Source organism: Dysgonomonadaceae bacterium zrk40 (genome assembly GCA_016916535.1).
Classification (GTDB): domain Bacteria; phylum Bacteroidota; class Bacteroidia; order Bacteroidales; family Dysgonomonadaceae; genus Proteiniphilum.
Genome location: CP070276.1, coordinates 1,823,849 through 1,837,871 on the forward strand (window position 1 = coordinate 1,823,849; position 14,023 = coordinate 1,837,871).

Below are 14,023 nucleotides of genomic sequence, written 5' to 3' on the forward strand. Positions count from 1 at the left end.
TTCCTCGTACAGAGGAACAAATAGGGATGAAAATACTGTAAGATCGCTGTCAGCAGTGCGCCACACATGGAGCTGCATCCTAAAAAAGCAAAAAAGATTGTGAGATAGAGCGGAAATCGATACATTTGCTCCATTTTCAGACCCTATACAGATCCTATACAGACCCTATACAGACCAGTCAACAGCGATGAACAAGGCACACTTTCTCTGGGTGGATGATGAGATTGATCTTATGAAACCATATATCCTTTTTCTCGAAGAGAAGGGATACAGGACCGATTCTGCCGCTAATGGAAACGATGCCCTCAACATGTGTCGCGAAAAGCGTTACGACATCGTTTTCCTGGATGAGCAGATGCCCGGTATGTCAGGCCTGCAAATACTGTCACGGCTGAACACTGCATATCCTGATCTGCCGGTTGTGATGGTAACCCGCAGCGAGGATGAGGGAATCATGGAACAGGCCATCGGTCGCAGAATCACCGATTACCTCATCAAACCGGTAAACCCGAATCAGGTGCTGCTCTCCGTCAAGAAGATATTGGATCAAAAAGAGCTGGTTGCCGAGAGAGCCGCTGTCAACTATCGTGAAGCGTTTGCCCGGATCGCGGAGGAGATGGATCGTTGTAGCACGGCCGGTGACTGGATGGCTTTGTACCGGAAACTTGTTTATTGGGAGCTCGAGCTCGAGCGAACCGCACATCCGCTTATTGAGATGCTTGAGCAGCAGAAGAGTGAGGCCAACAAGCTATTCGGGAGGTTTATCAAAAGCAACTACGAAGAATGGATGGTTCTGCCCGCTGAACGTCCGCTGATCAGTCCCGAGCTCTTTGAGAAGATTCTCTTCCCATTGCTGGAAGGGGATGAGAAGCTTTTTTTCATCCTGATCGATAACTTCCGCCTCGATCAATGGTTGACAGTGAAAGAGATCGTCTCTGCTCAATTTGACTCGCACGAAGAGCTATATTACAGCATCCTTCCCACGGCCACACCCTATGCCCGTAATGCGATCTTCTCGGGAGTGATGCCACGGAGGATTGCGGAGCTCTACCCCGATCTGTGGGTTGAGGAAGGAGATGAGGAGGGGATGAACCACCATGAAGAGGAACTCATAAACCGTCAGCTGCACCGTTTCAGGATCAGGAAGAGTATATCCTATCATAAGATCAGCAGCAATAGAGAGGGTGAACGATTGACCGCACGTTTGGCTGGACTTCTGAAAAACGACCTGAATGTGGTTGTGTTCAATTTTATTGATATGCTGTCTCATGCGGGCACCGAGTCTAAGATGATTCGTGAACTGACTGCTGATGAGTCTGCCTACCGCTCACTTACCCGTTCCTGGTTCCTGCATTCACCGCTCCGCACGCTGTTGGAAGCAATAGCCGCCAAAGGCGTTAAGGTGGTACTCACCACCGATCACGGGGCCATCAGGGTGAAAAGAGGGGTGAAGGTTAAGGGTGAGCGTGATACCAACGTGAGCCTCCGTTACAAGCTGGGGAGAAACCTGGGGTATGATCCTTCCGCTCTGTTTGATATGTTGCACCCCGAGAATTGCGGACTGCCCTCACCTCATATGAGTACCCGTTATCTCTTTGCACTGAACAACGACCTGCTGGTCTACCCCAACAATTGGAACCATTACCTTTCTCTGTTCGAGAACAGTTACCAGCATGGAGGTGTTTCAATGGAGGAGATGCTTGTTCCTCTGATTACACTTACACCAAAATAGAACGTATGAAGATCCTCATCAATGATATTGAGCAGATAAATGATGCTGCCCGCACTTTCCTCCAGGAGACAGAGGGACACACGGTGTTTGCCTTTTACGGGGCCATGGGTGCCGGAAAGACCACCTTCATCAAAGCCCTCTGTGAAGAGCTGGGCGTTGAGGAGACGGTAGCCAGTCCCACCTTTGCCATCATCAACGAATACAAGGACAGGAAGGGAGACTCGGTCTTCCACTTCGATTTTTATCGCATCAACAAGCTGGAAGAGGCTTTTGACTTCGGATCTGAAGATTACTTTTACAGCGGAAGCATCTGCTTCATTGAGTGGCCTGAGCTGGTGGAAGAGGTGTTGCCTGAGGGAACCCTGCGTATTTCCATTCATGAGAACGAGAATGGAGTGCGTATCGTGGAACAAATAGAGTGAAAACGATGATGTCCCATTAAACGAACCACTGTCAAATCACTCTTACAGATAGGCTCTTTTCCCGTTGAATCGGGGAGTAACCATTACTTTGTCATTTCCAGAATTATGAAGAGAACAATCATAGCGGCACTTATAGCACTCTCAGCCTTGTCGGCATCGGCACAGGTGAATACCGATCGCGTGATGATGATCGGGAAAAATGCCCTCTATTTTGAGGATTATGTCCTGGCAATCCAGTATTTCAACCAGGTTATATCAGCCAAACCCTATCTGGCTGAGCCTTATTATTTCAGGGCGATGTCGAAGTTCATGCTCGATGATTTCAAAGGTGCCGAAGAGGATGCTTCAGAGTGCTTGCTGCGAAACCCATATTACACCGCTGCCTATCAGTTGCGGGGGGCAGCACGTCAGAACCAGGAGAAGTATCAACTGGCTGCCACCGATTATCAGCGCAGTCTCGAGTTTTTTCCAGAGGACAGGATCACACTGGTAAACATGGGGATCGTCAATGTGGAGATGAAGCATTATGAGGTGGCAGAGAAATTTTTCGAAGTGTTGCTGCGTCGTTTTCCCGATTACACTCCAGGTTATCTGACCCGTTCTCAGATGTACCTCGAGCAGGGGGATACCATTCAGGCGATGACCGATCTGGACAAGGCGATTGAGATTGATCCCTACACCTCGCAATCGTTCTCCGCACGGGGACTGCTTTACTTCCAGCAGAAGCAATACAACAAGGCGCTTGCCGACCTGGATGAAGCCATTCGCCTCGATCCCTATTTCACCGGCAACTACATTAACCGGGGACTGGTGAAATACCACCTGAACGACCTTCGTGGGGCGATGGCTGATTATGACAGGGTGATAGAGACAGAAGAGAACAACCTTATCGCCCGTTTTAACCGGGGCCTGCTGCGTGCACAGGTGGCTGATAACAACCGCGCCATCAGTGATTTCGACAAAGTGCTGGAGCTTGATCCTGACAACACCATCGCCTACCTCAACCGTTCCATGCTCAAAAACGAGATCGGCGACAAGGGTGGCGCACTCAGCGACCTGAACATGGTGCTGGAAGCACATCCTGATTTCTTTAATGGTTATTACATGCGGTCTCAGCTCAAGCGGGAGTTGAACGACTTGCGCGGATCGGAAAACGATTACCTCCTGGCGCGAGCCGAGGAGGCTAAAGCCCGAAGGAATGCAACCTCCAATCCCAAGCCTTTCGACAAGGAATCGGGTGATGAGGAGGTAAAGGCTACACGTGATGAAACCGATACCAACATCGAGAAGTTCAACCTGCTGGTGGTGGCCCATGAGGAGGATTCACAGAAATCAAAATATCAGCGACAAAGCAGGGGCAAGGTGCAGAACATTCATGCTCCTGTGGAACTGGAACCTCTCTTTGTGCTGACCTACTATGAACGGTCGGTAGAGGTACACCGTCCGGTATACTATTCTGAGGCGATGGACAAGGGAAACAGCCAACTGGGGCTGAACTGGATCCTGAAGGTAACCAATCTTGAGGCACCCCTGAACGAGCTGCAGGTGCAGACCCATTTCCGATCGATTGACAACTACTCGCGCAGGTTGGAGGGGGATCCCCGCAACGAGGCACTCTTTTTTGGCAGGGGGTTGGATTTCATGCTGGTCCAGGATTACGAGAATGCATTGAAAGATATGAACAGGGTGTTGGAGATTAATCCCGAAATGACGCTTGCACGATTTGCCAGAGCGGTGATCCGTACCAAGCAGATGGAATATGACCGGCTGCAGGATGACCCGATGATGATGGATCGCGGAAGTGAAATTGAGCTGCCCGGGAAGAGTGAGTTGCCGGGGACGTTGCGGCTGCCGGAGATCTCCACCCGTTCAATCGACTATGAAGAGATCCTGAAAGATTATGAGGCAATTATCCGTCTCAATCCCGATTTCATTTTTGCCTGGTATAACAGGGCTGAGATCTTCACCCTGGAAAATGACTATCGTGCTGCAATCTCTGATTATACCAAGGCCATTGAGCTGGAGCCTCAGTTTGCCGAAGCCTATTTCAACAGAGGCCTGTCGCGGCTCTCCATCGGTGAAACAGCTGCCGGCCTTGATGATCTGCGAAAAGCAGGTGAGTTGGGCATCATTCAGTCGTACAGCATCATCAAGCGTATGCAGTAGGGTGTTTTTTTAACAGCCGTGAAAGACAGACCCCGGAATAGTTCTCTACTCCGGGGTCTGGCATGTTAGATGAAAGCAGGGATCAACCACTTTCACTACTTCGGGTCTGCTGAATAATAGATATTTATTCTGAAAATCAGCAAATTAAACGATATAAAATTTGCATAACTGCAAGAAATTGAGTATTTTTACTTCATAAACCTTGCATTTTATGATACGATACAAGAGCTCCAGACAGCTTTCAATATCCGAGTTCAAGATGCCTTTTGAGGCAAAACTGGATGAGAATAACCGGTGGGTTGTTCTTTCAAAAATAGTTCCCTGGGAAGAGTTCGCCCGGCTTTACTACAAGAACTTCAAGAGCAACCGTGGTGCCCCCACCAAGGATGCCAGGCTTGTGCTGGGAGTGATCATCATCAAGCACATCATGAAGACGGACGATCGCGGTGTGATCGAGATGATCCAGGAGAATCCCTACATGCAGTATTTTCTTGGACTCGAAGCTTTCACTTATGAACAGGTAATGACGCCCTCGCTGCTGGTTTCCATCAGGAAACGCATTGATCTGGATGTCTTTGAATCATTGACAGACGATTTAATAAGAAAAGGGTTGAAGCTGAAAGCCGGGACAAAACAAGAAAAGGCTGACACGGTTACGAAGGATGAAGAAGATGATAATGATGACGACCCTGATCCACATCCCGGGAACAAGGGGAAGCTTCAATTGGATGCAACGGTCTGTGATGCGGATATCAAGTATCCCACCGATCTGGATCTGCTGAACGAGAGTCGTCAAAAGGCCGAGGAGTTGATTGATGAGTTGTGTTTAAAACTGGGTATTAAAGATAAACCCCGTACATACAGAAGGGTTGCACGCAAGGATTTTTTGAATGTATCGAAGATGAAGAGAAAACCTGCCAACGTTTTAAGACAAGCGATACGCAAGCAAATCAACTACCTGAAGCGGGATGTACGGACTATCAATGAGATGCTGGACACCATAAAGGATGAACCGGTTCCTTTTAACAGGCGGCAACTGAAATATTTTTTTGTTATCCAGCATCTGCTGGAACAACAGGAGAGCATGTACAAGAAGAAGAGCCATCAAGTAGAAGATCGCATCGTGAGCATTCATCAGCCGCATGTACGTCCCATCGTGCGTGGCAAGGCCAAGGCCAAGACGGAGTTTGGCGCCAAGATCAACATCAGCCTGCTGGATGGATATGCCAGGGTGGATCATTTTGACTGGGATGCCTTTAACGAGGGGCAGGATCTTCAGGCACAGGTCGAACGCTTTAGGGAACTGACAGGGAAATACCCGGAGCTGGTTCAGGTGGATAAGATTTATCTCACCCGGGAGAACAGACGGTTTTTGAAAGAGAAAAGAATCCGCTACACCGGGGAACCACTGGGACGAAAACCGGTAAAAGAGATCAAGAGCAGATACCAAAAACGTAAAGAGCGACGAGAGGCGGCGGAACGCAATCAGGTTGAAGGAAAGTTTGGTCAGGGCAAGCGTGGATATGGTTTAAATGATATCCGCGCCAGATTGGCCACGACATCAAACAGTTGGATAGGGGCTATCATTTTTGTGATGAACCTGATCAGGTACATGAGGGATATTCCCCTTCCTTATTTTGTCTCGTTTCTATCGAAACTGATGAAAGTGAGAAATATAAACATTTATCCAGTCAAGCCACAAATGAAATTGTGTGCCTGATTAGGATTTAATAAGCAGACCCTACTTCTTCTGTTGCTCTTCAATTCTGGTCTCTGCAACAGCAAGTTTGATCTTGTCAAATGCTTTTTTCAGTTTCAGCGTATCGGTCCGATCGGAACGAAAGGTGATCTCCACCGTGGAGCCGTCATCACCGTACGCCAGGGCTGTCACCCCTTTCTCAAAGGGGATGTATCCCTCGATTTTACGCTTACAGTTGTGACAGATCTCCTCATCAAGGGTAAACAGAGCAGTCACCTCTTTTTTGTTCTGATTCTTCTCTTTCTTTTGTGCAAACGCACTGCCCATACTGCCCACACTCAGGGCAATGATCATCAGGAATAGTACTGTTTTCTTCATAAAACTGAAATTTAAAAAATGTTTGTATTGGGTTAGGCTGATTAATATCTCGGAATGTTATATCGCAGGCCGGCGTAGATCTTCCTGCCGTGCACCGGTCCCCACACCATGGTGGCGTCGAAGTCGCCACTGCGGGGGTTGGCGGCATCGATGATGGGATTCGCCTGTCGGAAATCGAACAGGTTCTCCCCTCCCAGGTAAAGTGAGAAGTTGCGGAAATAACGGGTGACCTGTCCATTGACCACCGTGAAGGGATCGAAACGTTCTTCCCACAGTGGGTTGCTGCTGTCGGGTGTAGGCATCCTTCCTCCGCCATTGAATTGTCCGGTGAGGTCGAACTGCCACTTGCGTAGAGGGGTTTGATAGGAGGCGGTGACCAGTGCCTTGTAGTCGTTCAACAGTGGCTTGCTCATAAAAAGGGTTTCCCCGGTCGCCTCGTTACGGTAGTCCGACATCGATCGTGTGTAGCGGTAGGCGGCGGTGAAGGTGAAACCGGTGAAGAAGGGATAGCTCAGCTCCACCTGCGCACTGTTGGAGTAGGAACGTCCCTTATCCAGGTTGTAGAATTGGATGGCATGCGGGTCGCTGTCCACATCAACGACTACCTGGTTCAGGAAGCGGGTGTGGTACCATTCCCCCGTGAGGGTGATCTCGCGTCCCCCGGCGGGGATGTAGAGGGTGGCATTCACCCCGGCGTTCCAGGCCTCCTCCTGGTCGAGCTGATCGGCTATTTCGATGCGTCGTGAGCTGGCCAGCAGGTAGTTGTTCTCAGCCAGCACATTCGCCGTGCGGAACCCTTTACCCAGTGATCCCCGCAGATGAATCCACTCAGCGGGATTGTACTTCAGGTGCAGCCGCGGGGTGACGAAAAATCCGTAGCGGCTGCTGTGGTCGGCACGCACACCTCCTTGAAGGATGAATTTGTTTTGCAGGTTGAATGCATATTGCACATAACCACCCAGCACGGTCTCATCGCGGTTGAAAGAGTTGTTGTCAAGCTGCTCCTCAAAGCCGTCGTGGTTCAGGCTAAGCCCTGTGCTGAGGTTGTGCATGTGTGAAAAATCCTTCTCGTATAGCAGGCTGAGGTAGAGGTTTTGTTGCGTGACATCGTAGGGGGTGCGATCGTAACGAGACTGCTGGTCGTGCACCGAGCCGGAGGCGATCAGTGCTGCGCTCTCCGCCAGCTCATCGGCACTGATGACGTAAGCCTGCTTGGTGTAGAACTCACCCCGGTTGGTTGCCAGCGATATGGTATAAGGATCATCAATTGTCCCGTGGGTCACATCCTGTCCTCCCTCACGCTCTTCATTCACATACCTGACACCATACTGCGCCACATACTTACCCACCTCGTGATTCCAGCGATTCATCAGGTTAAGCTGTCTTGTCTTTGGGTAGTCAAGGAAGCCATCCTCGTTGCGGTCGTGCGATTGGGTGTCGTTAGAGTAGTGCGCGAAGAGGGCGGTGGTGAGACCTTCGTTCAGGTGGATGCTCGCATCCGCATTGGCCTCCATGCGGAGGGCATCGCTCCCGAACAGGTTGAGTGAGAACTTGTCCATGGTTTGTGGCTTCTTATACTCCACATTGATCTGGCCGGCAAGTGCCTCGTAACCATTCTTCACCGAGGAGGTGCCCTTTGAGATGTAGATCCCCTCCATCCACGCCCCGGGGATGTAGTCCATGCCAAAGGGTGAGGCTACGCCGCGAAAGTTGGGATAGTTCTCAGTGAGCATTTGCACGTAGGTACCGGCCAGCCCCAACAATTTAATCTGCTTGGCACCCGTGGCGGCATCACTGTAAGCCACGTCTACCGAAGGATTGGTTTCGAAACTCTCTCCCAGGTTGCAGCAGGCTGCCCGGTGAATCTCGCCCCTTGTCACCCTTTGTGTCTGCAGCAAGGCATCACGCTGGGTGACGGTGCCGGGTGAGCGGCGACTGATCACCAGCTCATCGAGCAGTTGCGTATCTTCTTCCAGGATGATTTTCAGCTCTTCATCGGCGTCATGGACGTGGAGGCTCTGGGTGATATAGCCAGTATAGGTCACTATCAGGTGTTCATGTTTGCCGGTAAGATCGATCTCGAAAAATCCCTCACCGTTTGAGGTGGTACCTTTTCTTGATGTCTCCCAGTAGATGTTGGCTCCGATCACCGGTTCATTGTTGTTGTCGTATATGTATCCTTTCACTTTGTCGGACGCAGATAGCTGCAGTGTGACAAATATCAGGAGAAGTGAAAATAGATATCTTTGTAACATTGTCTTTGGTATGTTTGATTGTGACGGAATCGCACCGTCGATGAATGATTTGGGAATATTGCATTTGCCGGCCATGTCAAGACACAGCAAGTTACTCTCTTTCGTGCGGAAAGAAAAAGGAGGGGAGAGGAATTAAATCAGCAGGGTGGTGAGCAGTGAGCGGTAGACTTCACTACTTAGGTTGGGTGGTTTCTGACTCTCAGTTTCAGGATGGGAGATCATCGCACCAGGTGTCAGATCATGGTTCTGAATAGAATGAGCCAGGAAGGGAACATCATGCAGGTCAATGGCCTGAGGCTGCAGCTCCTGGTTGCGGGTGAATGTTTCCCAGCTAAAGGCAATCCTTTCCACGCCGCAGCTGTCGTGTGCACCCACTTCGCAGAGGTGATTGGCGGTGTCGTGCCTGTGAGAATCATGGCTCACCTTTTGTGCATTGGCGTGTATCTCGCAACAACGTTGGTCCGTGATCACTTCCAATCCTTCGCTGCGGCAATGGTCGCAACAATAGAAATAGGCATTCACTCCTGACCCGCCGTAAATGACAAGTATGGTGAGAAAAAGTGTGAGCAGGAGGTGAATGCTTGTTTTCATCACCTGCAAAGATAGAAGCAGAGAGCTGAATTTATATGGTAATGCTGTTAAAAAAACAAAACCGGAGCCGGGTGGGTTTCTTCCTGTTGCAACTCTTTTTTGCAAAAAACTCCTCAAATAGTCCTTTCATATATCACAAAATCACTACATTTGCAATCCAAAAGATAAAATTGATTCACTAAGTATTGGATTACATGATAAGAATAACATTTCCCGACGGATCGGTCAGGGAATATGAAAAGGGAGTTACCGGGCTCGAGATCGCACAAAGCATCAGTCAGCGCCTTGCACAGGAGGTTCTGGCAGCAAGCGTCAACGGCGAGACATGGGACCTGACCCGCCCCATCGAAGAGGATGCCACTGTCAATTTGCTGAAGTGGGACGATGAAGAGGGGAAGCATGCCTATTGGCATTCCTCTGCACACCTTATGGCCGAAGCATTGCAGCTGATCTATCCCGGCATCAAGTTCGGCATCGGACCGGCAATTGAGAATGGCTTCTACTATGACGTGGATCCCGGTGAAGGGGTCTCCATCAAGGAGTCCGACTTTCCGGCCATCGAGAAGAAGATGATGGAGCTGATCGCCGCCAAGGAGGAGATCGTGCGTGCCAGCATTTCCAAGAAGAATGCCGTTGAGATGTTCTCTGCCAGAGATGAACACTACAAGGTGGAGCTGATCAACGAGCTGGAAGATGGCACCATCACTACTTATACCCAGGGTGAATTCACCGACCTATGCCGCGGCCCCCACCTGCCCAACACCTCCTACATCAAGGCGGTGAAGGTGCTCTCCGCTGCCGGTGCCTACTGGCGTGGTGATGAGAAGCGGCAGCAGCTGACCCGTCTCTATGGCATCACCTTCCCCAAGAAGAAGTTGCTCGATGAATATCTGTTGATGCTGGAGGAGGCGAAGAAACGCGACCACCGGAAGATTGGCAAGGAGCTGCAGCTCTTCGCCTTCTCGCAGACCGTGGGCGCCGGCCTTCCGCTCTGGCTGCCCAAGGGAACACAGTTGCGTATGCGCCTGGAAGACTTCCTGAAGAAGATCCAGCGCGAGTTCGACTACGATCAGGTGATTACACCCCATATCGGGCACAAGCAGTTGTATGTCACCTCCGGGCACTATGCCAAATATGGCAAGGACTCGTTCCAGCCCATTCAAACCCCCGAAGAGGGTGAGGAGTTTTTGCTGAAACCAATGAACTGCCCCCACCACTGCGAGATCTACAAGACCTTCCCCCGTTCCTATAAAGACCTACCACTGCGCATGGCAGAGTTTGGTACGGTTTACCGCTACGAACAGAGCGGTGAGTTGCACGGGTTGACCCGCGTGAGGGGCTTCACGCAGGATGATGCCCATATCTTCTGTACTCCTGACCAGGTGAAGGATGAGTTCCTGAAAGTGATGGATATCATCTTCATCATCTTCAAGGCTCTCGACTTTGAGAATTTTGAGGCACAGATATCCCTGCGTGATCCGGAGAACAAGGAGAAGTACATTGGATCCGATGAGAACTGGGAAAAAGCAGAAAGGGCCATCGTAGAGGCTTGCGAGGAGAAGGGGCTGAAAGCCCGCGTGGAACTTGGCGAAGCTGCCTTCTACGGTCCCAAGCTCGACTTCATGGTGAAAGACGCATTGGGACGCCGCTGGCAATTGGGAACCATTCAGGTAGACTATAACCTTCCGGAGCGGTTCGAGCTGGAGTACACCGGTGCTGACAACCAAAAGCATCGTCCCGTGATGATTCACCGTGCTCCCTTCGGTTCCATGGAACGATTCGTGGCAGTGCTCATCGAGCATACTGCCGGCAAGTTCCCATTGTGGTTGGCTCCCACCCAGGCGGTGATCCTGCCGGTAAGCGAGAAGTTCAACGATTATGCCCGCAGCGTGGTGAAGGAGTTGAAACGGTTCGACATCCGTGCTGAAGTGGACGACCGCAACGAGAAAGTAGGTCGCAAGATCCGTGACAACGAGCTGAAACGCATTCCCTACCTGCTCATCGTTGGTGAGAAAGAGGCAGAAAATGAAGAGGTTTCAGTGAGAAAACAGGGCGGGATTGATCAGGGTTCCATAAAATTGCGTACATTTGCCGAAGAGATGGCCGCCGAAGTGGAGAAGATGATGAATCCACCCCTTGGTCAGATTTGAACGTAGTAACATTTCAATTTTACAATTAATATTTCAATTCAAGAGAAAAACAATCACATCACTGAATGAGAAAAGACTCCAAAGACCAACACCGGATCAATGAACGGATCCGGGTACCTGAAGTCCGGTTAGTAGGCGACAACGTGGAAGAAGGGATTTATCCCACCCGTGAGGCATTGAAGATTGCCCAACAGAAGGAACTGGACCTCGTTGAAATTGCCCCCACGGCCAAACCCCCCGTATGCAGGATCATCGATTACAAGAAATTTGTTTATCAACAGAAGAAGAAGCTGAAGGAACAGAAAGCCAAGGCGGTGAAAGTGACTGTCAAAGAGATCCGATTCGGACCGCAGACGGATGATCACGATTACAACTTCAAACTCAAGCATGCGATGAACTTCCTGGGTGAAGGTTCCAAAGTGAAAGCTTATGTCTTCTTCAGGGGTCGCTCCATCCTCTTCAAAGAGCAGGGTGAGGTGCTGCTGCTTCGCTTTGCGAACGACCTGGAGGAATATGCCAAGGTGGAGCACATGCCCATCATGGAGGGCAAGCGCATGTCGGTCATGCTCTCTCCCAAGAAGGGTACTCCTGCTCCCAAGAAGGAGAACAAGGAGAAGAAAGAGGAGAAGGCCGACTGAGAAGAAGGAGCACAGGATCTTTCTGAAGAGATTGAGCCGGTTAATTCAATCACCGGCTCTTCTTGTCTCTCTACGGTTTCTCTCCAGGGAATTTGAGGTGGGTAGATGAATAAAGTTTGTCTGTTTAGACAAATAAGATTTGCATAACCCAGATATTATCATTACTTTTGCACACTTTTTCGCTTGACCGCGAAAGCAAAAGAATTTAAACAATCATTAATTCGAGGACAGCAAAATGCCAAAAATGAAGACTAATTCCGGTGCCAAAAAGAGGTTCGCCCTTACCGGAACAGGAAAAATCAAGCGGAAGCATGCGTACAAAAGTCACATTTTGACGAAGAAGACCAAAAAGCAGAAGAGAAATCTGACGCAGACAGGTCTTGTTCATAAATCTGACGTGAACAGTATCAAGACACTGCTCGCATTGAAATAACCTACGCAAAGGTTTCCGATTAAACGATTTAGTAACAGGATGTACGCTCCAAAGAGCTCTGCCCGACAGAGACGCTATCATTCAAAACAAGTAACATTATGCCAAGATCAGTCAATCATGTTGCATCACGCAACCGCAGAAAAAAAGTTCTGAAATTAACCAGAGGTTATTACGGTGCCCGCAAGAACGTGTGGACCGTAGCCAAGAACACGTGGGAAAAAGGTCTTACCTATGCCTACCGTGACCGCAAAAACAAAAAACGCAACTTCCGCGCACTGTGGATCCAGCGTATCAACGCCGCTGCCCGCGACAACGGTATGTCTTACTCTCGTTTGATGGGTGCGCTGCACAAAAATGAAATAGACATCAACCGCAAGGTGCTTGCCGACCTGGCAATGAACCATCCCGAAGCTTTCAAGGCAATCGTGGACAAGGTGAAGTAACCTTCATCGGTTGACAACCCATAGAAAGGGAAAGACTCGCAAGGTTTTTTCCTTTTTTTTATGCCCTTTTTATGACAATCACGACTGCTGTATTCGGATAAACCGCTTGTCATTTGCTTCACGATGGCTTCTATTCTTTTATTATAAACGTGAGTTCGGGATAACATATTATCCCCAAATGGTTAATTGACTTGACTTTTCCACTTCAAATTTGATTGAAGGCTTTTTGGGAAAGAAACAATATGCCACCAATGCAGCAATTATGTTCATGATGAAATTATGTGTGGAACGATGCCTTGAATGTTCTATCTGGCAGATATTCTTCAGTTCATCATTGATGGACTCAATTACAGATCTTTTGCGTAAGAGAATCTTGTCGCGGAATGACATCAGGGAATTTTTCATATTTGAGCGTATACCGGTCACTAAATGAACACCCTGGTCAAACAGCATCTCGAAGAGCTTTGTGCTGATGTAACCCTTGTCTGCATATAGTTTACCGAAAAGATCTTTGGTAAGAACATTGATTACGTCAGGGTTTCTATCGTCGACATTGCCTTTTGTGAGAGAGAAATTCAGCAATTCACCCTTTTCGTTACAGACCAGATGAAGCTTGAATCCAAAAAACCAGCCCATCGTACTTTTCCCTCTTTGTGCCAGATCCCTGAATACTTTATTCGAGTGTATACGCTTGTTATGACATACTTTAATGGGAGTGCTATCCACATATGTAATGCCTGTGCATTCACCAAATCCAAAGAGTTTGAGCAAGAGCATGAAAGGTACAATCACCCTGGGTTGCAACTCGACAAAACGGTTGTAGGAAACGGCATTTGGAAAATAGCTCTTCATGTGTTTGCAAATATAAAACAGGTAATAATTCTTGAAATTATGGAAGGTTCCGCAGTGGAAACAGACCATCACGGCAATAATCTCGCTCTGGGACATTTGCGTTTTCCTGTTTCTCCTTTTAGTTGTACCCCCGGCTTGAAGTTGATGATTCTGAATTTCATTCTCATATTCTGCACAAAAATCGTCGGCAATACAAAATATTTCAATAACTTTGTCTGTTGTGATCATAGGGCTGATGTTTGTTATTTGTTTGATTATCAGCTA

General features: G+C 49.0%; 12 protein-coding genes. 8 read left to right on the forward strand and 4 right to left on the reverse strand.

What is annotated here, in order from left to right; genetic code table 11:
* Nucleotides 1–187: 187 nt before the first annotated feature.
* From JS578_07540 to JS578_07555, 4 genes are all read left to right on the forward strand, one after another.
* Entirely contained in the window at nucleotides 188–1,732 is a 1,545-nt protein-coding gene (locus JS578_07540; protein ID QRX62751.1) for a PglZ domain-containing protein, read from the forward strand.
* Between the two features lie 5 nt (nucleotides 1,733–1,737).
* On the forward strand, nucleotides 1,738–2,154 hold the full coding sequence (gene tsaE, locus JS578_07545; protein ID QRX62752.1) for a tRNA (adenosine(37)-N6)-threonylcarbamoyltransferase complex ATPase subunit type 1 TsaE: 417 nt from the start codon (nucleotides 1,738–1,740) through the stop codon (nucleotides 2,152–2,154).
* A 105-nt stretch (nucleotides 2,155–2,259) separates the two neighbouring features.
* Complete coding sequence (locus tag JS578_07550) at nucleotides 2,260–4,320, forward strand: tetratricopeptide repeat protein (GenBank protein ID QRX62753.1); 2,061 nt, start codon at nucleotides 2,260–2,262, stop codon at nucleotides 4,318–4,320.
* Between the two features lie 211 nt (nucleotides 4,321–4,531).
* Nucleotides 4,532–6,040, forward strand: a complete 1,509-nt coding sequence (locus JS578_07555; protein QRX62754.1) for an IS5 family transposase — start codon at nucleotides 4,532–4,534, stop codon at nucleotides 6,038–6,040.
* Between the two features lie 21 nt (nucleotides 6,041–6,061).
* Here the strand turns inward: JS578_07555 and JS578_07560 are convergent, their stop codons facing one another.
* The 3 genes from JS578_07560 to JS578_07570 form a co-directional block, all read right to left on the reverse strand.
* Nucleotides 6,062–6,397 carry a hypothetical protein gene (locus JS578_07560; protein ID QRX62755.1) on the reverse strand — a complete coding sequence of 112 codons (336 nt, stop codon included), beginning with the start codon at nucleotides 6,395–6,397 and terminating at the stop codon, nucleotides 6,062–6,064.
* Nucleotides 6,398–6,438: 41 nt separating this feature from the next.
* Nucleotides 6,439–8,652 (reverse strand): TonB-dependent receptor, encoded by a 2,214-nt coding sequence (locus tag JS578_07565; protein QRX62756.1) that lies wholly within the window; start codon nucleotides 8,650–8,652, stop codon nucleotides 6,439–6,441.
* A 132-nt stretch (nucleotides 8,653–8,784) separates the two neighbouring features.
* Nucleotides 8,785–9,243: a hypothetical protein gene (locus tag JS578_07570; GenBank protein QRX62757.1), complete on the reverse strand. Its 459-nt coding sequence runs from the start codon at nucleotides 9,241–9,243 to the stop codon at nucleotides 8,785–8,787.
* A 194-nt stretch (nucleotides 9,244–9,437) separates the two neighbouring features.
* Between JS578_07570 and thrS the strand changes: the two genes are divergently transcribed.
* The 4 genes from thrS to rplT all read left to right on the forward strand — a co-directional run bounded on the left by thrS (nucleotide 9,438) and on the right by rplT (nucleotide 12,907).
* Entirely contained in the window at nucleotides 9,438–11,393 is a 1,956-nt protein-coding gene (gene thrS, locus JS578_07575; protein QRX62758.1) for a threonine--tRNA ligase, read from the forward strand.
* A 65-nt stretch (nucleotides 11,394–11,458) separates the two neighbouring features.
* Entirely contained in the window at nucleotides 11,459–12,031 is a 573-nt protein-coding gene (gene infC, locus JS578_07580) for a translation initiation factor IF-3 (protein ID QRX62759.1), read from the forward strand.
* 235 nt (nucleotides 12,032–12,266) lie between these two features.
* Nucleotides 12,267–12,464, forward strand: a complete 198-nt coding sequence (gene rpmI, locus JS578_07585) for a 50S ribosomal protein L35 (protein ID QRX62760.1) — start codon at nucleotides 12,267–12,269, stop codon at nucleotides 12,462–12,464.
* 98 nt (nucleotides 12,465–12,562) lie between these two features.
* Nucleotides 12,563–12,907 carry a 50S ribosomal protein L20 gene (gene rplT / locus JS578_07590; protein ID QRX62761.1) on the forward strand — a complete coding sequence of 115 codons (345 nt, stop codon included), beginning with the start codon at nucleotides 12,563–12,565 and terminating at the stop codon, nucleotides 12,905–12,907.
* Nucleotides 12,908–13,075: 168 nt separating this feature from the next.
* Here the strand turns inward: rplT and JS578_07595 are convergent, their stop codons facing one another.
* On the reverse strand, nucleotides 13,076–13,987 hold the full coding sequence (locus JS578_07595) for an IS982 family transposase (GenBank protein ID QRX62762.1): 912 nt from the start codon (nucleotides 13,985–13,987) through the stop codon (nucleotides 13,076–13,078).
* Nucleotides 13,988–14,023: the final 36 nt, after the last annotated feature.

Coding starts and splice junctions, on each gene's coding strand:
- rpmI (QRX62760.1), top strand. CDS start 12,267: ATGCCAAAAATGAAGACTAATTCCGGTGCCAAAAAGAGGTTCGCCCTT.
- infC (QRX62759.1), top strand. CDS start 11,459: ATGAGAAAAGACTCCAAAGACCAACACCGGATCAATGAACGGATCCGG.
- tsaE (QRX62752.1), top strand. CDS start 1,738: ATGAAGATCCTCATCAATGATATTGAGCAGATAAATGATGCTGCCCGC.
- rplT (QRX62761.1), top strand. CDS start 12,563: ATGCCAAGATCAGTCAATCATGTTGCATCACGCAACCGCAGAAAAAAA.
- JS578_07570 (QRX62757.1), bottom strand. CDS start 9,243: ATGAAAACAAGCATTCACCTCCTGCTCACACTTTTTCTCACCATACTT.
- JS578_07540 (QRX62751.1), top strand. CDS start 188: ATGAACAAGGCACACTTTCTCTGGGTGGATGATGAGATTGATCTTATG.
- JS578_07595 (QRX62762.1), bottom strand. CDS start 13,987: ATGATCACAACAGACAAAGTTATTGAAATATTTTGTATTGCCGACGAT.
- JS578_07565 (QRX62756.1), bottom strand. CDS start 8,652: ATGTTACAAAGATATCTATTTTCACTTCTCCTGATATTTGTCACACTG.
- JS578_07550 (QRX62753.1), top strand. CDS start 2,260: ATGAAGAGAACAATCATAGCGGCACTTATAGCACTCTCAGCCTTGTCG.
- JS578_07555 (QRX62754.1), top strand. CDS start 4,532: ATGATACGATACAAGAGCTCCAGACAGCTTTCAATATCCGAGTTCAAG.
- thrS (QRX62758.1), top strand. CDS start 9,438: ATGATAAGAATAACATTTCCCGACGGATCGGTCAGGGAATATGAAAAG.
- JS578_07560 (QRX62755.1), bottom strand. CDS start 6,397: ATGAAGAAAACAGTACTATTCCTGATGATCATTGCCCTGAGTGTGGGC.